13 protein-coding genes are annotated in these 22033 nt (G+C 59.7%); 3 read left to right on the top strand and 10 right to left on the bottom strand.

From position 1 onward, the window contains the following. Positions 1-132 precede the first annotated feature (132 nt). On the bottom strand, positions 133-2259 hold the full coding sequence (pnp, locus tag TSACC_RS11295; protein WP_075079392.1) for a polyribonucleotide nucleotidyltransferase: 2127 nt from the start codon (positions 2257-2259) through the stop codon (positions 133-135). Between the two features lie 106 nt (positions 2260-2365). Beyond that, entirely contained in the window at positions 2366-2626 is a 261-nt protein-coding gene (gene rpsO, locus TSACC_RS11290) for a 30S ribosomal protein S15 (protein WP_075079391.1), read from the bottom strand. Positions 2627-2731: 105 nt separating this feature from the next. Between rpsO and uvrB the strand changes: the two genes are divergently transcribed. Both uvrB and holA read left to right on the top strand, forming a co-directional pair. Next, positions 2732-4912: an excinuclease ABC subunit UvrB gene (gene uvrB / locus TSACC_RS11285; protein ID WP_075079390.1), complete on the top strand. Its 2181-nt coding sequence runs from the start codon at positions 2732-2734 to the stop codon at positions 4910-4912. After that, the gene (holA, locus tag TSACC_RS11280; RefSeq protein ID WP_075079389.1) at positions 4913-6022 is read left to right on the top strand and encodes a DNA polymerase III subunit delta; all 1110 of its coding nucleotides are present in this window, start codon (positions 4913-4915) and stop codon (positions 6020-6022) included. It abuts the gene before it with no gap. Positions 6023-6024: 2 nt separating this feature from the next. Here holA and TSACC_RS11275 read toward each other — a convergent pair whose 3' ends face one another. From TSACC_RS11275 to TSACC_RS11240, 8 genes are all read right to left on the bottom strand, one after another. Continuing rightward, positions 6025-8661 (bottom strand): MGH1-like glycoside hydrolase domain-containing protein, encoded by a 2637-nt coding sequence (locus tag TSACC_RS11275; protein ID WP_075079388.1) that lies wholly within the window; start codon positions 8659-8661, stop codon positions 6025-6027. Between the two features lie 81 nt (positions 8662-8742). Continuing rightward, positions 8743-9669 carry a hypothetical protein gene (locus tag TSACC_RS11270; RefSeq protein ID WP_075079387.1) on the bottom strand — a complete coding sequence of 309 codons (927 nt, stop codon included), beginning with the start codon at positions 9667-9669 and terminating at the stop codon, positions 8743-8745. Further along, a complete protein-coding gene (locus TSACC_RS11265) occupies positions 9666-12155 on the bottom strand; it encodes an SUMF1/EgtB/PvdO family nonheme iron enzyme (RefSeq protein WP_075079386.1) in 2490 nt (829 codons plus the stop codon). Before TSACC_RS11265 ends, TSACC_RS11270 begins: the two co-directional genes overlap by 4 nt. After that, on the bottom strand, positions 12152-13063 hold the full coding sequence (locus TSACC_RS11260; RefSeq protein ID WP_153811399.1) for a hypothetical protein: 912 nt from the start codon (positions 13061-13063) through the stop codon (positions 12152-12154). Before TSACC_RS11260 ends, TSACC_RS11265 begins: the two co-directional genes overlap by 4 nt. A 193-nt stretch (positions 13064-13256) precedes the next feature. After that, positions 13257-14360: a S1C family serine protease gene (locus tag TSACC_RS11255; protein WP_075079384.1), complete on the bottom strand. Its 1104-nt coding sequence runs from the start codon at positions 14358-14360 to the stop codon at positions 13257-13259. An 81-nt stretch (positions 14361-14441) separates the two neighbouring features. Continuing rightward, positions 14442-16136, bottom strand: a complete 1695-nt coding sequence (locus TSACC_RS11250) for an ABC transporter permease (protein WP_174548591.1) — start codon at positions 16134-16136, stop codon at positions 14442-14444. Beyond that, a complete protein-coding gene (locus TSACC_RS11245; protein WP_075079383.1) occupies positions 16133-17704 on the bottom strand; it encodes an ABC transporter substrate-binding protein in 1572 nt (523 codons plus the stop codon). The genes TSACC_RS11250 and TSACC_RS11245 overlap by 4 nt, the downstream gene beginning before the upstream one ends. After that, positions 17701-18765: an ABC transporter ATP-binding protein gene (locus tag TSACC_RS11240; protein ID WP_075079382.1), complete on the bottom strand. Its 1065-nt coding sequence runs from the start codon at positions 18763-18765 to the stop codon at positions 17701-17703. The genes TSACC_RS11245 and TSACC_RS11240 overlap by 4 nt, the downstream gene beginning before the upstream one ends. Positions 18766-18851: 86 nt before the next feature. On the opposite strand from TSACC_RS11240, the gene TSACC_RS11235 reads away from it, so the two are divergent. Further along, complete coding sequence (locus TSACC_RS11235) at positions 18852-21944, top strand: PAS domain-containing protein (protein WP_084400399.1); 3093 nt, start codon at positions 18852-18854, stop codon at positions 21942-21944. Positions 21945-22033 lie beyond the last annotated feature (89 nt).

Genomic DNA, 22033 nt, shown 5'->3' with positions numbered 1-22033 from the left:
AGCCTGCAAGTCGTGGGGCCTTGGGCAAAGGCGTCTAATGTTACAATTCCGTAACATCAGGATTCGCGTATCAACGAAAAAAGCCCGACCTCTGTCAAGGTCGGGCTTTTTCGTATGTTGATAATGAAGGACTTAAGCGGGCTGGCTGGCAGCCTCGTCGCGATCTTTCATTGCCGCTTTGCGGCTGAGCTTCACGCGGCCCTTGTCGTCGACGCCGATGCATTTGACCCAGACGGAATCACCCACCTGGACCACGTCCTGCACCTTGTTGACGCGGAAGTCGGCCAGCTCGGAGATGTGCACGAGGCCATCCTTGCCCGGGAGCACTTCGACGAAGGCGCCGAACTCCTTGATGGAGACGACGGTGCCCTGGTAGAGCTCGCCGATGGTGATCTCCTTGGTCATGCCATTGATGATCTCCTTGGCACGCTTCAGGCTCTCGCCATTGTTCGAGTAGATGTGCACGGAGCCGTCGTCCTCGATGTTAATCTCGGCGCCGGTCTCGGCGACGATGCCCTTGATGGTCTTGCCGCCAGGTCCGATGAGGAGACCGATCTTGTCCGGATTGATGCGGATGGTCTCGATGCGCGGCGCGTAGGCGCTGAGCTCGGTGCGCGGGGCGGAGAGAGCGGCATTCATTACCTCGAGCACGCGGTAGCGAGCGTCGCGGGTGCGATAGACGGCCTCTTCCATGAGCTGGAGGCTGATGCCCGGGAGCTTCAGGTCGAGCTGGAAGCCCGTCACACCGCTGTCGGTGCCGCAAAGCTTGAAGTCCATGTCGCCGAAGTGATCCTCGCTGCCGATGATGTCGGTGAGCATGGTGTAGCGGCTGAGCTGGCTGCCATTGTACTCGGTCACGAGACCGCAGGAGATGCCGGCAACCGGCTTCTTGATCGGCACGCCCGCATCCATGAGGGAGAGCACACCGGCGCACACGCTGGCCATCGAGGTGGAGCCGTTGGACTCCATGATCTCGCTGCTTACGCGGATGGCATACGGGAAGTCGCTCACGTCGGGAATGACCGGGGCGATGCTGCGCTCGGCGAGAGCGCCGTGGCCGATTTCGCGGCGGCCCGGGCTGCCTGTGCGGCCGGTCTCACCCACGCTGAACGGCGGGAAGTTGTAGTGCAGGATGAAACGCTTGGTCGTCTCACCACCGGTGTAACCGTCGAGCTCCTGGGCTTCATCAGCCGGGGCGAGCGTCGCCAGACACACGGCCTGGGTCTCACCACGCTGGAAGAGCGCGCTGCCGTGGCTGCGCGGGAGGAGACCGGTCTCAGCGGCGAGCGGACGGATCTGGTCGTAACCGCGACCGTCGCAACGCACCTGCTTGTCGAGGATGCTGATGCGGAAGGCCTTCTTCTGGAGATAATCAAACGCCTGGCTGATCTCGAACTTCGAGGCTTCCGGGAACTTGGCCACGATGGCGGCGGCCACTTCGTCGCGGAGAGCGCCGACAGCCTTGCCGCGAGCGACCTTGCTCGGGGTGTAAAGGGCGGCCTCGATGCGGTCACCGGCGACTTGGTAGGCGATCTCGAGGAGTTCCTCGGGAACGACGAAGAGAGGAGCAACACGCTTCTCCTTGCCAGCCGCGGCGGCGAGTTCTTTCTGGGCCTGGATGATCGGGGCGGCCGACTCGTGGGCGAACTTGAGGGCGGCAACGAACTCGACTTCCGGGAGTTCCTTGGCCTCGCCTTCGATCATGATCACGTCGTTCTCAGTGCCGACGTAGACGAGATCGAGATCGCTATCCGCACGCTGAGCGTGGGTCGGGTTGGCGACGAACTGACCGTTGATGCGACCGATACGGACGGCGGCCACGGGACCGGCGAACGGGATGTCGGAAACGCAAAGAGCGGCGCTGGCGCCGTTGATGAAGAGGATGTCGGGATCGATCTCGCCGTCAGCGCTCATCAACACACCGATGATCTGGGTGTCGTAGAGGTAGCCCTTCGGGAAGAGCGGACGGAGCGGACGGTCCGTCATGCGGGCGGTGAGGATTTCCTTCTCGGAAGGACGGCCTTCGCGCTTGAAGTATCCACCGGGGAATTTGCCCACAGCAGCCGCCTTTTCGCGGTAGTCGACGGTGAGCGGGAAGAAGTCCTGGCCTTCCTTGACAGTGGTGGCGGAAACAGCGGTCACGAGGACAATCGTGTCGCCGGAGCGAACCGTCACTGCACCGTCAGCCAGACGGGCGAGTTTACCGGTTTCGATCAGGAGGGGGGAGTGGCCAACGTTGGCCGTTACGGAATGAGGCATATTATGTACGTACGTGTAGGGATGAGGCGTCGAACCCCCTGTGGGCCGACGCCGGGATTACGCAAAAAACCCCGCCAAATGACGGGGCTTTGCGGTCTTTGACTTGCTATTTACGCAAGCCGAGCTTCTCGACGACCGAACTGTAGCGGTCAGAAGCTGTATTCTTGAGATAGTCGAGGAGACTGCGACGCTGGGCGACCAGCTTCAGGAGTCCACGACGGGAGGCATGATCCTTGGAGTGACCTTTGAGGTGCTCGGTAAGATCGTTGATTCGCTTGGTCAGCAGGGCGATTTGCACATCCGCACTGCCGGTATCTTTTTCGTGAAGTCGCAGCGTTCCGACTTCGATTGCTTCTGCTTTTGCCATTTCTTCGTTAATTCGAATCGGCGATATTGCCACGTCATCAGCGGCTTGGCAACCGTAAAAAGCAGGATTTGCGCTCGGGCCGGGTTGAGGGCATGTTGATCGGCTATGGCTTTTGAGCTCGCCTCGAACTATGAACCTCGCGGAGATCAGGGACAGGCGATCGATAAACTGCTTCGCTCGCTCCAGGCGGGAAACCGCCACCAGACGCTGCTCGGCGTAACCGGCTCGGGGAAAACTTTTACCGCCGCCAATGTCATCAAGGAGCTGGATCGCCCCACCCTCGTCATGTCGCATAACAAGACGCTGGCGGCGCAGCTTTACAGCGAGTTCAAGCAGTTCTTCCCCCGCAACGCGGTCGAGTATTTCGTCAGCTACTTTGATTACTACCAGCCCGAGGCGTACATCCCGCGCACGGATACCTACATCGAAAAAGACAGTTCGATCAACGAGGAGATCGAGCGCCTGCGCCTCTCGGCGGTGAGTTCCCTCCTCTCCCGTCGCGACACCATCGTCGTGGCCAGTGTCTCCTGCATCTATGGCCTCGCCTCGCCGGAGGACTTTCTCCAGATGCTCGTCACGATCAAGACCGGGCAGACGATGACCCGCGAAGCCTTCCTGGCCAAGCTGGTCGACATGCTCTATGAGCGCAATGACATCGCCTTTGGCCGTGGCAAGTTCCGCGTGCGTGGCGACGTCGTCGAGGTGCATCAGGCCCAGGTGGACGACGAGGCGATTCGGGTGGAGTTCTTCGGCGATGAAATCGACCGGATTTCACAGTTCGATCCCCTCACCGGCAATGTCACGGCCACGCTGACGACCCTCACGATTTACCCGGCCAAGCAATTCGTCACCCCTTACGACAAGCTCCAGCGTGCCGCCCGGGCCATCCGCGAGGAACTCGATCAGCGAGTGATGGAATTCGAGCGGGACAACAAGCTCATCGAGGCGCAACGCATCAAGCAGCGGACGGAGTTCGACCTGGAGATGATGCAGGAGATGGGATTCTGCAATGGCATTGAGAACTACTCGCGGCACCTCACCGGTCGGCCTCCGGGATCGCGTCCCTATACGCTGATGGACTTCATGCCCGAGGACTTCCTCCTCGTGATCGACGAGTCGCACGCCACCGTGCCCCAGATCGGGGGCATGTTTGCGGGAGATCGCTCGCGCAAGTCGGTACTGGTGAACTACGGATTCCGCCTCCCCAGCGCCCTCGACAACCGGCCCCTGAATTTCGCCGAGTTCATGGAAATGACCAATCAGGTCATTTACGTGAGCGCGACGCCGGGGGAATTTGAAATCCGCAACAGCATCGTCGGCAACACGAGCTACCTGGCCAATACCGAGGGGTTCAAAGAGCAGAAATCCGCCGCCCGCCTGAGTGGGAAAAAATCCCGCACGGGCAAGGCCGGGGAAGAGACTTTCGACCCGATCACGCCGGGATCGCCGCTCATCGTCGAGCAGATCATCCGCCCCACCGGCCTCATCGATCCGAAGATCACAATCAAGCCGCTGAAGGGCCAGATCGACGCCACGATCGAGCTTTGCCGCCAGCGGATCGACATCGGCGAGCGCGTTCTCGTGACCACGCTGACCAAGCGCACGGCTGAGGATCTTGCGGACTATCTGCGCGATATCGGCTTGAAGGTCCGCTATCTGCACAGCGACATCGATACCATCGAGCGGGTGGAAATCCTACGAGGTCTCCGCGCGGGAGAATGCGACATCCTGGTGGGCATCAACCTCCTCCGCGAAGGTCTCGACCTTCCCGAGGTCAGCCTCGTCTGCATCCTCGACGCCGACAAGGAAGGTTACCTGCGCAGCCAGACCAGCCTCATCCAGACAGCAGGCCGCGCGGCGCGTCACGTCAATGGCGAGGTCGTCCTTTTCGCCGATCAGGTCACGGGCAGCATGCAGGCCCTCATCGATGTGACGGAATACCGCCGCGCCCGCCAGATCGCTTACAACGAAGAGCACGGCATCACGCCCACGAGCGTGAAACGCGCCGTCCAGGAAAGCCTCCACGTCATCCTGAAGGGCCGTGAGCTCGAGCAGGGCATCGTGAAGGAAACTCCGGCCGACTTTGACCTCCACGAGGTCATCCGCGAGCTGGAACAGGAAATGGCCGCCGCCGCCGCGTCACTGGAGTACGAAAAGGCCGCTTTGCTGCGAGACCAAATTCTGGAGTTGAAAAATGGCTCCGGGGTTTCAAAGATTGAGCCACGCCAGCGTCCGTCGAAATATCCAACGAAGCGCGGCGGACGAAAAAAAGCCGGCTCGTTTTAAATGCCCTCCAAGGCCTCACCCATCCATTTCATTACCGGCTCTGATGAGTCGGCCGTCAAGAAAGCTGCATCGGCGCTGGTCCAGAAGCTCGCGCCCGGAGCCGACGCCTTCGGCCTGGAAACGATCGACGGCGCGGTCGATACCGTCGATGCCGCCGCCACGGCCATTCAGAGCACCATGCAGGCGCTGCTGACCATGCCTTTCCTGGCAGGAGCCAAGCTCGTGTGGCTGAAGAGCGCCACGTTCCTTTCCGACAGCGTGATGGGCCGTTCGGAAACCGTTGCCGACAATCTTGAGAGCCTTTCCAAGCTGCTCACCGAGGGGCTGCCCGATGGCATCACCTTCGTCTTCAGCGCGCCTCAGCCCGATAAACGGCGGGGCATTTACAAGACTCTCACCAAGCTCGCCCAGACCACCGTACATGACCTGCCGGACCTCGGCTTCAACGCTGGCGAGGAGGAGATGATCGAGTGGACGACATCTCGCGTGCATGCCCGCGATCTCCAGATGAGCCCGGCGGCCATCGAGGCGCTCACCGCTCGCGTCGGACTCGATACCCGACAACTCGATACGGAACTGGAGAAGCTGGAAACCGCCTTCGGGAAAAGCCGGGCCATTGAGGCCGAGGACATCCGCAATCTGGTGCCACAAACCCGGGAGGGCGGCATCTTTGACCTAAGCGAGGCGGTTTCCCGCCGTGATCTGCCGCTGGCCCTCGACACTCTCGCCCAGCTTTTCCGCCAGGGAGAAAAAGGCGTCGGCATCCTGCTCGCTTCCATCGTCCCGACAGTGCGCAATCTCCTGCTGGCCAAGGATCTCATCACTCGTCACAAGGTTCCCCCGCCGTCGCAGCCGCATTTCTTCGCATCATCGCTCAAGCGCCTCCCGGAAAGCGCCCTTTCGCACCTGCCCAAGAAAAAGGACGGCACGCTCAATGCCTACCCGCTCGGCATTGCCGCGATGAATGCCTCGCACTATACCCTGCCGGAACTCGAGGCGGGCTTCGCCGCCTGCGCCGAGGCAAACCAGCGACTGCTCAGTGGGAGCCTGAATGACGAGACAATCATCACCCGGCTTTTGATCGGGCTGATGGCTCGCAAGGCTCACTAAGGCTACCGCAGCGGAATATCCGACTGCGAACCCGAGGCCAGTTTGAGGAGCGGCATGATGAGAGCCGTCCAGCCAGTCTGGTGCGTAGCCCCGAGTCCCCTCCCCGTGTCTCCGTGGAAGTACTCGGGATACAGCAGGTAGTCCCGAAAGTATGGATCGCGCTGCAACAAGTCGTCATTGGCAAAGATCGGACGACATCCTGCCTCGTCGCGTTCAAAGAGCCTTACCAGCCGCGTCGCAAGCTCCACCGCCCAATCCCGCAAGTTGGCATTTCCGCCTGCGCATGGACACTCCACCGTGATGAAATCCCCATAATACTGATGGAACTGCAACAGCGCCTCGACGAGCAGGTAATTCACCGGCATCCAGATCGGGCCGCGCCAGTTGGAGTTTCCCCCGAAAGCCCCGATCTTTGATTCTCCGGGATCATAGCCGACGGTGAGATTGCGTCCGTCATAAGGCAATACATACGGATTCTCCAGATGGTAGCGGGACAGCGCCCTGATGCCATAGGGGGATAAAAACTCCGCCGGGTCAAACATGCGGTGCAGCAGGCTCTTCATCCGATGCACGCGGAGCAGAGAAAACAAGCGCCGCTCCTTATGGCCCGCCTGTTGCCAGCGGGAAACCAGCGATGCCAGGCCCGGCTCGTGCTTGAGAATCCAATCGAGCCGCTGGGCGAACCGCGGCAGCTTTTCAATATGCTCAGCCTCCAGCGTCTCGACTGCGAGCAGCGGCAGCAATCCCGCGATCGAGCGTACCCGGAGCGGAAACGGCTGGCCATCGGCCTTGGTCACGACATCATAAAAAAACTGGTCCTCCTCGTCCCATAGTCCCAGCCCCTGCCCGCTCACGTTGTTCATCGCAGAAGCGATGCGCAGGAAGTGATCGAGGAACTTCGCAGCGATGTCCTCGTAGGCAGGATTCGTCAGCGCCAGCTCGGCGGCGATGCGCATGAGATTGAGCGAGCACATCGCCATCCAGGCCGTCGCGTCGCACTGATGGAGCTTCAATCCCGGAGGAAGCGGCTGGCTGCGGTCAAAGACTCCGAGGTTATCCATGCCGAGGAAGCCGCCCTCGAAGATATTCTGTCCATCAGCGTCCTTGCGATTGATCCACCAGCCGAAATTCAGGATGAGCTTGTGGAAGACGCGCTCCAGAAACTCGATATCCCCGCGATCCCCGCGCCGCTCGCGGTCGATGAGAAACACCCGCCAGGCCGCCCAGCCGTGGACGGGCGGATTGGCATCATCGAAGGCCCATTCGTACGCGGGCAACTGGCCATTCGGGTGCAAATACCACTCGTTGGTAATGTGTAAAAGCTGCTCCTTGGCAAAAGCTGGATCAATGGGCGCGTAGGCCACTGCGTGAAATGCGAGATCCCACGCGGCAAACCAGGGATACTCCCACGTGTCGGGCATGAGAATGATCTCGCCCGCATTCACATGCTGCCAGCGCGAGTTTCGCCCGGTGGCGCGAGAGGCGGGCGGCTTGGGACCGGTGGGATCACCCTCGATCCAACGGCGGACGTTGAAGCGGTAAAACTGTTTGCTCCACGTCAGCCCGGCAGCGGCCTGACGATAAATGCCGGCCCGTTCCTCGGAAAGGTCATCCGTCCTCCGCTGGAAAAACTGATCGGCTTCCGCCTGACGCTTCGTCACCACTGCGGCAATATCCGGAGCGACCTCGTCAATGGGACAGAGGGTGGTATGAAACTCTTTCGTTTCACCCGGCTCCAGCATGCACCTCCATACGGCGGCGGCCTTGGTGCCAACCCTGTCAGGATTCACGCCTTCGGCGTTTCCGTGGACAATATAGTCGTGAAACGCATCCTTCGGCCATGTGCATTCGCCTGCGCGGAAAAGACGGGTGAAGTTTGTTTCGTTGTCGGTAAAGAGCCACTCCTGTGCGTCTTCTGCCTGGAAGCGATAATCGCCTAGCTCGGCATTCGAAATCTGTATTCCCTCACCCCTCAAACGCAACGTCGGCTTGCGTTCAGGCTCGCCCCATGACCAGACATTGCGGCACCAGATTTGCGTGAGCAAAGTCAGCGGAGCGGCCTCCGGCCCGCGATTGGTCACCGTGATCTGCTGACAGGTCGAGCGTGAGCCAGCCTTGGCATACTCGATAAAGACATCGAAGTAGCGATTCTCTCGAAAAATGCCGGATTGAGTAAGGTCAAACTCCTCTTCCAAACGGGAGCGACTCTGGTTGGCCCGGATGAGCTCCTCATAGGGAAAGGCCTTCTGCGGATATTTATAGAGCATCCGCTGGTAAGAATGCGTTGGAGTACCATCCAGAAAGAAATAGGACTCCTTGACGTCCTCGCCGTGGTTGCCCTGGGCATTGGTCACGCCAAAGAGGCGTTCTTTCAAGATCGCATCATGACCATTCCACAAGGCCACGCTCATACAGAGTCGCTGCCTCTCATCAGACCAGCCGCCCAAACCATCCTCGCCCCACCGATAAGCGCGGCTGCGAGCATGCTCATGGGGAAAGTCATTCCAGGCATCCCCACTTGCACTGTAGTCCTCCCGCACAGTGCCCCACTGGCGTTCGCTCAGATAGGGCCCCCATAGGAGCCAATTCACCGATCCGGAGGAGTGCTCGGACAGCCGCTGATTTTCAACACCTGCCATCACCCTGGCTTCTAGCATATTGCCGGACAGCCGTCTCCTTCTCTCGACGAAAAACTCTCTCTCGATCCAGAGCGACCAGGCTTATCGCGAAAGCAGGTTCTCCGGTCGCTTGTCTTCCGGCGTCGGCGCAGTCTGCGGAGTAGGCAGCGGTACGGGCCGGTCGCCCAGCTTGGGAAGCTGCTTCTCGGGCGGGGTCGCGCGCGGATCGTACTCCATGCCGCCGCTGACGGATACAACACCTTGAGAACGCACCAGAATCGGGCGCTGCGCTCCGGCCTGGTAGCCTTGCTGGTTGACCAGCTTTCCATTGATGTCGAATTGAGAATAGAGGAAGGCCTTGGGAGCGGTGTTTTGCAGGATGTGAATGTTGTTCGAACCATCCAGCTCGATATCCGAATTATTGAAGGCGATGAACCTACCCAGTTGAGTCGTGCAATAGATGACTCCTGCATCGGCATCCTCCACCCTCAGGTAAAGCATGCTCGTGCTCGGCAGGCGATGAGCCAGAACGGAAACCCGGCGCGTCTTGCCTGCACCCGCGCCCTCCGGCACTCCGACCGTATCACTCCAGAGCAGGCGCCCCTCCGTGATCTCGATATTAAGAATTGGAGAGGAGAAATATTGTTTCAGCTCCTCCGAGTAGACCGCCCCTTTCACCCGATACGTGCCAAACTCGCCGAGCGGAAAGAGCGGCGTGAGATTAATGGCTCGCACGACTTTTTCGCCCGCCGGCAGGACGAGCGGTTGATTCTCATAATAGGGATCGATCGGCGGTATTGGCCGGCCCTGCCCCGTCTCAATCTGAAAGCTGAACCACTGGTTTTTCGGAGTATCCGCGAGAGTCAGCGAGCGTCCGCTTTGGTTCGTGATCGTGACAGTGCAAATGATCGGCTCGTAGACGACGTACAAATTGCGTTTGAACTTGATGTCGACCAGGATCTGGGCCGACAACGGACTAAGCGCGGCCCAGAGGCAGATGGCGATGAGCCAATACCGAAATTTCGTCATTTGGCGGGAGGTGTATCCGATACGGTACGGAATCCAAGCGCCTCGTCATTCTGAATTTCACTTAACTTGAGAATACGACGGGTCAGCTTGTAGTCGGGGGTACGCCAGTTGCCGCCACGGAGTACAGGGACTTTCTGGCTCGGCAGCATCGGATCGACGTCGAAGGTAGCAGTCCATTCCGAAACGTTTCCACCCATTCCGTAGACATTGAAGGGACTTTTATCGGTCTTGACCGCATCCACAGGGCTCCATCGATCCCAACCATCAATTTCTCCGCCCTTTGAGGGATCAGGATTGGTATCGAGACCGCTGTTGACCTTTTTGTTATCCGGATCGTTGCCCCACGGATAGAGAAATCCCTGCGTCCCGCGAGCCGCCTTTTCCCATTCCTTCTCCGTTGGCAGACGATGACCTTTCCATTTGGCGTATGCGTAGGCGTCATACCAATCCACACCGAAGACAGGGCTGTTCACGTCGAGCTTGGCGTCGTGATATTTGCCCCACCGTTTGGCACGCGTATAGTAGCCAGGCATCCAGCCGGTCGGCAGATCCTCATCGGCCCATTTCTCGGGATTGTGCGATTTGCCCTTGGGTTGATCTGGATGATCAAACTTTGTGGCCTCGTCGGGGTGCGCCTTCAGATACTCAAGGAATTTCGCATACTGGCCGATCGTGACCTCATACTCATCGATGTAGAAGGTCGGCAGCGTCTCCTTTTGTCCATCCTGATAGACAAACTCCCCGGCCGGAATCTCGATCATCTTGTTGAAGTCCGTACCCTTGGTATTTGAACCCGAGATGAAGAAGTAAACCACGCCAAGGGCAACCGCCAGCAGAGTCAGGGAAACAGCCGTACTGATGTACATGCCGCGCTTCTGGCGCTTCTTTGCCTCCTCGACCATGCGAATCGCCGCACGCTCCTGGGCATCGAGCTTGTAGGCATCCTGAGGAGCAACCTTCGGTTCCAATGCCGTGACGGCATCGATGAGCGCCTGCCAGGTTGGGAACTCCCTCGAGCCATCGGCCAGACCGACGGCAAGGGCACGAATACCCAAAGCCTGGGACTGCTCCGGGAGAACGGCGGCAAATACGCGCCCGATCTCCACCATTTCGCGCTTCATGTCGAAGGTTGCCTCTGGGTGATAGGTGGCGATGTTCGCGATGCGGGGCTTGTTCTTTTCCCCGATCAGCACGGTATTTTCTCCGATGAGATTGTGCGAAATCTTCTCCTTCTCAAAGTACGCAAGCACTTCGGCGGTGACCTTCATGGCCTGCACGGCGGTCGCCTCGTCCAGAAACTGGCCGGCCTGAATGATCTGCTTTAGAGAGCGGCAGGGAACATATTCGCAAGAGTAGAAGTATGAGCCATTTGACTGTCCCGCCTCATATACCGCGAAGATATACGGGTGGGAAACATTGGCCTTCACGCTCGCATCGGAGATAAAGCTCTTCACCTCCTCCTGATCGTGGGCACGCTCCGGCTCCAGGATGTAGAGTCGGACCGGTCGACCGATATTGGTCTGCTGCGCTCGATAAATGCCGCTTCGCGAACCCTGCCCAATCTTGGCTTCGACCTGATAATTGCCTACCGCGGTACCGACAAATTGATCTGCCGGGAGTTCCACCTCGGAATTATCCGCCGGCTGGGCGATTGGAACAGCGGGAGATGCGGCGGCTGCCGGGCGGGCGCCTGCTCCCGCCGGAGCGGCGGCGGCAGGACGTGGAGCTCCGGCCTTGGCTGCGACTGCGGCAGGCTTGGCCTGCGGAGCGGCTGCGACTTTCGGAGCAGCGGAAAGTTTGGCGACGACCGGCTGTCCGGCAGTGGGAGCAACCGCCTGCGGAGCGGCTGCTGCGGCGACGGCCTTGGGAGCGGCGGCAGCGACAGGCGTCGCAGCGGCGGCAACGGGTCTCGGCGAAGCAACCGGCGTTGGCGTAGGGGTTGCGGCCTTCGCCGCGACTGAGGCAACCTTCGCACCGACCGGAGCGCCTGCCGTACCGACTGCGCCAACCGGGGCGGCCGCGGGAGCAGCTTGCGCGACGACGGGCGTCGGCTGTGCGGCGACCGGCGCAGGCTGAGCAACGGCCGGGGTCACTGGCGTCGGTGCAGCCACAGGTTGCGCGACAACAGGCGCTGGCTGTTCAAAGAGAGCGCGGATCGCTCCGTCAATGTCGTAGCCGGAAACAGGCTTGGGCAGGAAACGAGCCCCTTCCATGCGTGGTCCGTAATCGCTCAGGTCGTAGCCGGAAATGAAGACTACCTTGAGCTTTGGGAAACGGGCTTGCAGGGTTTCCCGCAGGGTAAACCCATCCGTCGGCTGCATCACGACATCGGTCACCAGGACGTCCAGGCGGCCTTGTTGATCTACCCAGGCGGTGGCTTCGTCGGCATTGGTTGCCACGCCGGGCTGAGGCCAGCCATTTTCTGTCAACCAACCTGCCAGCCCGGACGCTAATCCGAGCTCATCGTCTACGATCAAAATTTTCATTCGTTGCCTTGCTTAAGATAGAGGGGAAGGGGGAAGTCTTTCGCGAGCTTGCCTGGGTCGGCGCGGAAATCCTGCAGTTCGTTGTTATAGTAAATACCTACGACGTAGCCGAAATATTTGCGACCGGTGGTGTCGCCACTGGCCTCGGGCGTCGTGTATTGAAGCTCGAGCAATTCAAAGTCATTTCCCGCCCAGTCGATCGGAGGGCTGAGCCATTGGGGTACGACCTTGGATTCTGTCAGTTGGATCTCACCATCCTCCGTTTGCTCATAGAAAAAGGCGAGGAGCTTGACGTCCTTGACGTTGATCGTGGAACCCGGGCGAGCCTTTACCGCAACCTTGAGCCCCTTGATGCCCACTTTCACATCGCGCAGTCGGATATCAACTATGCCGAGCGAGGAGCCCGGCTGGAGGCCGTTTTCCCGCAGTTCCTGCTCACCGCCGGACTCCAGAGCGGAGGGTTGAGCCGGGCGCGCGCGAGCACTCGGTGCGGCATCGACCAACTGGGAGAGACGGTTCATATCCTTCTGAAGGTTGGCCCGCACTTGAGGAGGGAGATCGGGATACCGCGAAGCCGCCTCCAGGGCAGCCAATGCCTCGCCGGGCTGGTCGGAACCCTCGAACGCCTTGGCCTTGAGCCAAAGCACCGTGGGATCGCCCGGGACGATGGCCTCTGCCTCATCCAGACTTTTCAATGCAGCGTCATAGTCACCTACCCGAAGTTTGCCCGCGGCTTCATCACAAAGGTCCCTCACCTGCTGACCATCCGTAGCAGAAATGGCCGGGGCCTTGGTCGACTGGGACGGGGGAAGGTCCGCCTGAGAAGGGGCAGGAGAGGCAGTGGACGCCCGGGATTCACTCTGCCGCGAGGCGGCGAGCGCCGTATCACTGATCTGTTGCCCTACCATGGGGCCAAAATGAAGAATCACCGCGAGCAACTGGACAATGGCAAGGAGCCCCAGAAGAGAAATCGCGACGGTAAACGTCTTCCCCAAAGGCTGCTTGGGTAAGGGAGGATGAGGGGTGGCAGTCGACACAGCAGGCTAGAATAACATTTTTGTGGCTTTTGCAAAGCCTTGCTCGCAGGGGAAACTGGAACGGTCAGCTCCCGGGCTCCGGGGCGATGGTGACTTTCAAGGGAATAATCTGTCCGCCACGCCGTACTTTGATCTCCACCGTATCGCCGATCGGGGTGTCGACCACCCGGCTACGGAGGTCTGCCGCGTCGCGAACCGGCTTACCACCGTACCCCACGATGACATCGCCGGGTTCGAGACCGGCCTTTTCCGCCGGGGAATCCGTCTGGGTGACCTGGACGAGAGCCCCGGTAATGTCGTCCGGCAGATTGAGCTGGCGCACGATCATGGGCGAAAGCGGAAGGGTCGAAACGCCGAACCACGGGCGGATAAAGCGTCCATGATCCCGGATACTTTCAAAAACCCGGCGAACAGTATTTGCCGGGATCGAAAAAGCGATTCCCTGGGTCTGCGTCTGGGCAGCAACCATGTTATTAATGCCGATCAGCTCACCACGGAGACTGACCAGAGGACCTCCGGAGTTGCCGCGATTGATGGCGGCATCCGTCTGGAAAAACTCATTGGCCGCCTCGCTGGCAGCGCGGCGACCGCGGGCACTGATGATTCCCTGGGTGACGGTTTCCTGGAGACCCAGCGGATTTCCCACCGCAAATACCATCTGGCCGACCTTGACATCATCGGAGTTTCCCCAGGCGATGGGCGAGATGTTTTCCGGAGAGATCTGAAGGATGGCGATGTCGGAAGGGATGTCCGCGCCCAGGAACTTCGCAGGCAGGACGCGCCCATCGTTAAGGGTCACCTCGGCAGAACCAGCACCTTGAATCACGTGAAAATTTGTCACGATATGCCCCTCGGGGGATACAATCACGCCGGAGCCGAGCTGAGGAGGTGTCGCACCGGGTTGAAAGCCGAAGAGGCTCCGCAGGTACTGGATGCGGGGATTGGTCGTATCGGCCGGGATGGCCGTAATGCTGACGACCGACGGAAGCACATGGGAAACGAGATCGGTAAACTCCCGGTCGACAGCCTCCAGGGCGGAATAATGAGTCGTCCCTACCGGTGTCGTGGTACCGGCAGACGTCGCAGACTTCGTGCGAGTAAAGTACAGCAGCAGCACCGCTCCGAAGAGAATAACGACAAAGATGAGAAAACGCAGGACGCTCTTCATTGGGCGAGCCGTACTAAAGCGAGGAAAGTCCAGACGCGGCAAGTGAAATGGAGGGCGAGACCAGGCCTTCCCTTCACGCCGCTAGAGCCGGAACATGCCTCCCAACTTCTTTCCGAGAAGAAGATTGGCCGCAAATACAGTGGCGGCGAGGAACAGCATTGCCCAGACGCCGAGGGCACAAGCCAGGTACGGGCCTTCCCCGAGGAGTTGGTATAGCTCGAAAATGGCCTTTGTGATCGGATAATCCTTCATCCGCTGGGCAAGGATAAGTGAATCGCTTACCTCCAGCATGGCAAAGGAGAATGCGAGCAGCCCGCCGGCGAGGACATTGGCGAGGATGAGCGGTAACGTCACTCGGCGCAAAGCGCGGAGCGGAGAGGCTCCGAGATTCTGCGCAGCCTCCTCCAGGGTCACGCTGGTTTGCTGCAACCCCGCCGCCACGGAGCGAACGACATAAGGCAGACGCCGGACGGCATAGGCGATGACGATAATGGCCAGAGGATCGACGAGCGGATTGAGAAACTCGAAAGTCTTTCCCGGCTGGGTCATCGCAAGATATCCAAATGCCAGCACCAGCCCGGGAACGGCCAGTGGAAGCATCGCCATGGCATCGAGAAAACCGCGACCTGGCAACTTTGTCCGGGTCACAACGTAGGCGATTCCGATCCCGAGCACGACGTCGAGGATCGTGGCCAGCGAGGCATATTTCAGGCTGTTCTGGATCGAAAGAAGCGTCAGGCTGTGGCCCAGAGCACCCTCGAAGTGCTCCAGCGTCCAGCTTGCGGGCAGAATGGTGCCGTACCAGTTGGACGAGAAGGCGGTCAGGATCACGCCGATGTGTGGCAGCAACGCCAGCGCAGTGACGCCGCCGAAGAGTGCGGTGCATCCCCATGCAGCCACCCTCCTGACCGGTCGGGGGCCGCCCTGGCTGGTGGCCTTGGGCATCATCCCATGCGCACTATTGCCGAGAACATAGCGACTCGCCGCATACAATAGCACGGTAGATGCCAGCATCACGACCACCAGAGCATAGGGAAAAGGATTCCCCGAGATGTCACGAATACCGTAAAAAATCTGCACCGGAGTTACCCTCGTGTACTCAAACATCAAAGGCACGCCGAGTTCGGTAAACGCCCAGATAAAGACGATGGCTCCGCCGGCAAATACTCCCGGCATGATGAGAGGTAGCGTGATACGCCGGAACTTCCTCACTCCCGTGCACCCGAGATTCTCCGCCGCCTCCTCCATGGCGGGATCGACATTGGAGAGGGCCGCCGTGATGTTAAGAAACAGCACCGGGTAAAGATGCAGGGCGTTCATGATGACAACGCCCCAGAATCTCCCCTGCCCCAGCCAGTCAACCGGAACGGCTTCGTTGACAAGCCCCAGGCTCTCCAGCAAGGCATTCAACGCGCCCTGCTGGCCGAGGATCTGCCGCACGCCAATGGCTCCCACAAAGGGAGGCAGGATCATCGGTACGAGCACGAGTGCCGAGAGCAGGGTTCTCCCCGGAAAGAGGAAGCGATCCGAGACGAGGGCAAGCGGCAGGGCGATCATCAAAGTCAGCGCCGTGCTGGCGATCGCCAGGATCAGCGCATTGACCAATCCCTCCACATACACCGGATTCCGAAAAACCTCGAAGATATAGTCCAGCGTGAACCCCTGCCCAGGCGTGGCAAATGCTCCCCGGACGGTCTCGCCGATGGGCCAGAGGAAAAAAAAGAAGAAAAACAGAACGCTGAATCCGAAAACAGCGATGGCGGTGGCGCGGCTCATTTTCCCTCCCTGGCGAGTTGCGCCGCCTCGCGATATTGCCGCCGGAATGCATCGGTCAGTTCGCGAGTCAGCGCGACCTCGGCGATCCGGTCCGGCGAGGAAAGTATGGGCCGCAGCTTTTCCCTGGCCACAGAGTAATCCACCAAACTGACATCGTAGAACCTCTGGGTCGCCTCTGGCGGGAACCCTGCCGCGATAAGCGCTTTCCAAGCGTCGGCGAGTTCATCGTGACTGTCCTGCGTCATAACCTTCACGATCAAGCCAATCGCCCGGAAGAGCGGAGCGGTCCAGGCGGCGTGATATGTGAAGAGGCGGGCATCCTCATAAGGAAAGACGGTGGGATCGGAACGAAATGCCGTGTACTCCGGCGCGTACAATTCCTTGCGAATCGGAAGACGGCGGAGGGCGTACTTCTGCGGGCCGCCCGGAGTGCCAACTCGGAAATTCCATAGTTTCTGCCCCTCAATCGAAAGCACAAACTCAACGAATCGCTCCGCAACGGCTCGATTCGGAGCGCCTCGTAAAATCGCTATGGGGTCGACTCCGACAGATGACCCGCCCGAGGGCGTGACATAGACCAGCCGGGATTCGCCATCAGGCGCTGCAATGTATTCGCTCTGGAATCGACCATAAAAGTCAATACACATCCCAATGGCCGCATCGCCAGCCGCGACGTCCATGGGCACGCGGCCCGCGGCATCGGTGAAATACCTGGCGTTGGCGGCCGCAGCTTGAATAAGGTTGAGTCCGGCAGCCCACCCGTCGCCTAGCCGATCCTCCCCGGCTTGCTGCATCTTTTGCTGGAGGATCATTTCAAAGGCCTTGGCGGCGGAACCGCTTTTGGAGGGATCTGTCAATGCCACCTCGTTCCGGTACACAGGATCGGCCAGATTCTCCCACCCGGTCGGAGGCTGCATCACCCCGAGACGGCGCAGGGAATCCCTGTTGTAACAAATGCCGAATGACGAGAGAGCTGCCCCGATCCAGCGTCCCTTCGGGTCATAAAATATCTCGCCCGAGACCGACTGCGGGATGGAGTTTTCCGAAAACCACTCCGGGTGACGCCGCATGACATCACCCGCGACGAGCCGACCAGCGTCCGCCTGCTGGATGAAATCAAACGAACCGCCTCCAAACATGATATCGATGCCGATGCCCACGCTGGAGTCCAGAAAGCTCCGCCGGGCAGCCTGCGCTGGAAAGTCCTCTGCTGGACTGGCCGCCGGAGTCATCCTGGGATTGTCGAAACCTCCGATGACCTCGGGAGTCCAGGCACGGCCGAGCGAGCGCCAGTAGTTCTCAAAGGAGTTGTAGAACTCGCTCTTGATATAGCGTGCGATCTCGCTGCCACCGCCAGGGGTACGCCAGTCGAGCCGGACGGTGCGGCCCGTCTCGCGATGATAGCTCTCGGAAAAAGCCCTGGTGAACTCATAGCGAATCGCCTCGTTATGAGGGCTGATAAGAACGAGAGTATCGTCCGCGGCCGCCAGCAGATTCTGCTTTGGACGCAAAACGAACGGTAGCGCCAAGACGGCAATGACCACCCCGATGGCGAAAAGATTCTTCATGGCGTGTCGTTGAGAACCACGGCATCGAGCGGCTCGAGAAAATACTGCCGACCGATCACGCGGTGTGCCAGATGAGGATTAAGCTCCAAAGCCTTGAGCGCCTCTCCTCCGGCTGTAAACTCATGCTGGGCAAACTCGCCAAGATACATTGTCGACCGCAGGACGGCGGGAATCGAGTTCTCGCCGCCGGTATCGGAAATCCTCCAGCCCTCAGGACGGATGGAGACCAACACGCCCTCCTCAGCCGTCGTCCTCAGGACACCGGTCGCCCGCGCCGAAAACTTTCCCGCCGCGGTGGCGACCAGCATTTCCTCCCCCGCCCGCGACACAACCTTGCCGCGAAGAATGTTGGTTTCTCCGATGAACTCCGCCACTAGCCGGGAATGTGGACGGCGGTAAACCTCCTCGGGACAACCGATCTGGGCAATGCGCCCCTCCGACATCACAGCGAGGCGGTCTGCCACGGACAGAGCTTCCTTCTGATCATGAGTCACATAGACAGCCGTGAGTCCAAACTCCTTGCAGACCCGGCGAATTTCCGAGCGCATTTCCAGGCGCAGCTTGGCATCGAGATTGGAGAGCGGCTCATCAAGCAGCAAGGCGCGTGGGCGTACCACAAGCGCTCGCGCCAGAGCCACCCGCTGTTGCTGGCCGCCGGAGAGCTGGCCGATCTTGCGTTCGGCATAGGAGTCCATCCGGACCGAAGCGAGGGCTTCGCGAACACGCTTTTCCCGCTCCGCAGCAGGCACTCCCTGCTCTTCCAGGCCAAATGCCACATTGCGCGCCACCGAGAGATGAGGCCAGAGAGCATAGCTCTGGAACATCATGCCGGTGCGCCGCTTGTGCACTGGCAGCTTCGTGACATCTTCACGATCAAAAAGCACCCTGCCCGCATCGGGAGTGACAAAACCGGCGATCGTACGCAGCAATGTCGTCTTTCCACACCCGCTCGGGCCCAGGAGGAAAAACAGCTCCCCGGGTTCGATCCGCAGCGAAACATCGTCAAGTGCTGCGTGGCTTCCGAACCGCTTGGTCAGGGATTCAATCGAGATCGCGATCATTCCACCCGGTGACCTAGTCGATTCCTGCGAGACTTTGAAGAGGGAACTCTCGTGAAACGTTGCATGTTTACGTTGGAAATTGCCTAATGTGTGCCTATTCTCCGCGAGTGGGTTCGTCTTCAGACCACGGCAAAAAACACCTATTTCCCCGGATCTCCATCCCTGTCCGGGATGGGATACTGGCGGGACTCGCCGTGTTTGTCATCGCACTGTCGAGCCTTCTCCTGATGGATATCGAGGCGCTGCGCCAGCAGCGCATCACGATCAAGGACAGCCTGGAGCGAACCGCTCGAACCGCAGCAGGTTTGGTGGATGGCGATGCCCACGAGGAAATGGTGCAGAACGGAAAGGTCGATCCGGCAGCCTATGAGAAACTCATTGCTCCTCTGGTGAAATTTCACCGGAGGGCGCCGGAAATCGCCTACCTCTACACTCTCGTCGAAAAGGACGGGCAGCTCTACTTCGTCCTCGATACGGCTACCTCCGCGAAAGCACTCCAGTTCTCCCGCCCCATGAAGCCATCCGGCTTTCTGGAACCTTACAGCAGCTTCTCGCCGAATGAGGATGCAGCCGAGGTACAGGCTGTAAGAAAGGGGCAAAACTTTGTCAGCCAAAAGGCGTTCACCGATGAATACGGCACGTTCCTCTCGGCACTCGCCCCCATCCGGGACTCGCAGGGGAAGGTTGTCGCTTCGCTCGGGATCGATATGAGCGTGGCCGATTATGAGAGCCGACTCTCGGACCTGAAGAAGACCGGTTTCCTTTCCTCGGTGATCTCCGCCTTGACCGGAATGCTGCTGGGCGTGCTCGTCTGGTGGCATGCCCGACAGGCTCGGCGTCACGAACAGGCAAAATGGCAGGCAACCAAGGAAAAGGCCGACTTGGAAGAGCGCGACCGGCGCGTCATCCAATCCCTGGGACAGATTATCTACCGGCATAACTTTGCCACCGATCAACGCCGCGACGAAATCCTCTGGGAAGGAGAAACCGAAGTCCTTCTCGGCTATAAACCCGGCGAGATGCCGCAAAAGACGGAAGAGTGGTTCGGCTTCCTCCATCCTGACGACCGTGCGCGCGAAGTGACCGCATTCATGGCGGCAGTAAAAGGCAAAGCAAACTCCTATGATGGGGAGTATCGCTTCCGCCATGCCGACGGACACTACCTCTGGCTTCACGACCGTTGCGTCATCTTGCGAGATTCGGCAGGCGCTCCGCTGCTGGTCGACGGCACTCTCCTCAACGTCACGCAGCGAAAGGTGAGCGACGAGCGTTTTCGGACAGTCTTTGAAGCATCCACCGACCCGCATATGCTGGTCGCTCGCCACAAGGTCATCGATTGCAATCAGGCAACCGTCGAGATGCTCGGCCTGGAGACAAAGGCCGACGTGCTCCGGCAACCACTGGCCACCCACTGGCCTGATCTCGATGAGACCGCCTCCTGGGACACCACGGTGTTCCGCGGGCTGCACCGATTCGAAAGCTACAAAAAGCACATTTCCGGCGAATTGATCCCGGTCGATGTCACCAATACCCACCTCACCATCGCGGGCGAGGAAATCATGCTGGTCGTCTGGCACGATCTCCGGAAGATCAAGCACGCACAAAGAGAGTTGGCATTTAGCGAGAAAAAATACCGCGAACTCGTCGAAGGGCTGGATCAGATCGTCTTTCAGACAAATCAGAACGGGCACTGGATGTTCCTCAATCCCGCCTGGGAGGAAAACACCGGCTACCGAATCACCAACTGTCTCGGACGACCGATCGATCCGTTTATCTGGCCGGAGGATAGGGAACGTGTCCTGCGAGCATGGAATGGCGGCAAACCGGATACCGCTCCGTTCCGCATCGTCGGATCGACAGGCATTGAGATATGGGTCGAGGCCGACTGGCGTCAGCGTTACGACTCGACCGGCCGCCAGACGGGTATCAGCGGGACCTTGACCAACATTACCGCACGGAGAAAAGCCGAGCAGGAGATCATTGCAGCCAAGGAGGCGGCGGAGGCGGCAGATCGCGCCAAGAGCGAGTTCCTTGCGGTCATGAGCCATGAAATCCGCACGCCCATGAATGGCGTCATCGGATTCGCCCAATTGCTCGGAGAAACCACGCTGACCGAGCTGCAAAGGGAATATGTGGAAACGGTGAAAGGCTGCGGAGATACCCTGCTGCGACTGCTGAATGACATTCTCGATTTTTCCAAGATGGAAAGCAGCCGGGTGGAACTGGAGCACCGCCCGTTCTCGATCCGCCAATGCGCCTCGGAGGTTATCAGCCTGAATCTGCCTACGGCCATCGCCAAGGAGATCGCCCTTTCGGCACAGATCGATCCCAAGGTGCCAGATCAAATCCTGGGAGACAGCACCCGGTTCCGGCAGGTGTTGCTCAACCTTGTCGGCAATGCGGTCAAATTCACGGAGCGCGGCTGGGTGGAACTCCGCGTGACTCCGGCCGAGAGCGCCCCCCCTTCGGACCGTCCCGATCACATCAAGATCGAGATCCTCGACTCGGGCATCGGCATCGACAAGGATGCGTTGGCTCGCCTTTTCAAGCCTTTCAGCCAGGCAGACTCCTCGACCACTCGACGCTACGGCGGGACAGGGCTCGGCCTCGCCATATCGGCCCGTGTCGTAGAGCTCATGGGAGGGAAACTCACCGTCATGAGCGAACCCGGACGCGGGTCCTGTTTCTCCTTCACCCTGCCATTGAAGCTGACGGAAACGCCGGAGAGCGAACCTGTGGCAACGCCTGTAGCGCGAGACGCCAAGACAGAACTCGCCGCCCATCCCTCCTTGAAGATCCTCGTGGCGGAAGACAATGCCATCAATCGCAAGGTGATCTCGCGCATGCTCCTGTCCCTTGGATATTCCGCCACCTTGGTCGGGGATGGTTTCGAGTGCCTTGAAGCGTGTGAACGTGAGGAATATGACCTGATTTTCATGGATGTGCAGATGCCCGGTCTGGATGGATTTGAAACGACCGCCCGCCTGCGAGCCGCAGGAAAGAAAACCTGGATATCCGCCCTCACGGCCGCCGCAATGCCCGACGATCGGCTAAAATGCCAAATCGCGGGAATGAACGACTACCTGACGAAGCCCTACCGTAAAGCCGATCTCGAAGCGAGCATCGCCCGGTACATCGTGGCGCGACGCCCCAAGGCTGACGTCTCATCGGTTACGTAGAATTCCCAAGCTCCGGAGATTATTTTCTTTCTCGGACCACCCGCCCGTCCGCGGGGAAAAGGCGGGCGGTTGAGCGTCTGCCATAATCG

Source organism: Terrimicrobium sacchariphilum, assembly GCF_001613545.1.
Taxonomy (GTDB): Bacteria; Verrucomicrobiota; Verrucomicrobiia; order Chthoniobacterales; family Terrimicrobiaceae; genus Terrimicrobium; species Terrimicrobium sacchariphilum.
The sequence above is the reverse complement of the archived record's forward strand: the minus strand, read 5'-3'. Positions and strand labels throughout refer to the sequence as shown.

Coding starts and splice junctions, on each gene's coding strand:
- pnp (WP_075079392.1), bottom strand. CDS start 2,259: ATGCCTCATTCCGTAACGGCCAACGTTGGCCACTCCCCCCTCCTGATC.
- TSACC_RS11250 (WP_174548591.1), bottom strand. CDS start 16,136: ATGAGCCGCGCCACCGCCATCGCTGTTTTCGGATTCAGCGTTCTGTTT.
- holA (WP_075079389.1), top strand. CDS start 4,913: ATGCCCTCCAAGGCCTCACCCATCCATTTCATTACCGGCTCTGATGAG.
- TSACC_RS11245 (WP_075079383.1), bottom strand. CDS start 17,704: ATGAAGAATCTTTTCGCCATCGGGGTGGTCATTGCCGTCTTGGCGCTA.
- TSACC_RS11275 (WP_075079388.1), bottom strand. CDS start 8,661: ATGGCAGGTGTTGAAAATCAGCGGCTGTCCGAGCACTCCTCCGGATCG.
- TSACC_RS11270 (WP_075079387.1), bottom strand. CDS start 9,669: ATGACGAAATTTCGGTATTGGCTCATCGCCATCTGCCTCTGGGCCGCG.
- TSACC_RS11240 (WP_075079382.1), bottom strand. CDS start 18,765: ATGATCGCGATCTCGATTGAATCCCTGACCAAGCGGTTCGGAAGCCAC.
- TSACC_RS11235 (WP_084400399.1), top strand. CDS start 18,852: ATGTGTGCCTATTCTCCGCGAGTGGGTTCGTCTTCAGACCACGGCAAA.
- uvrB (WP_075079390.1), top strand. CDS start 2,732: ATGGCTTTTGAGCTCGCCTCGAACTATGAACCTCGCGGAGATCAGGGA.
- TSACC_RS11255 (WP_075079384.1), bottom strand. CDS start 14,360: ATGAAGAGCGTCCTGCGTTTTCTCATCTTTGTCGTTATTCTCTTCGGA.
- rpsO (WP_075079391.1), bottom strand. CDS start 2,626: ATGGCAAAAGCAGAAGCAATCGAAGTCGGAACGCTGCGACTTCACGAA.
- TSACC_RS11260 (WP_153811399.1), bottom strand. CDS start 13,063: ATGGTAGGGCAACAGATCAGTGATACGGCGCTCGCCGCCTCGCGGCAG.
- TSACC_RS11265 (WP_075079386.1), bottom strand. CDS start 12,155: ATGAAAATTTTGATCGTAGACGATGAGCTCGGATTAGCGTCCGGGCTG.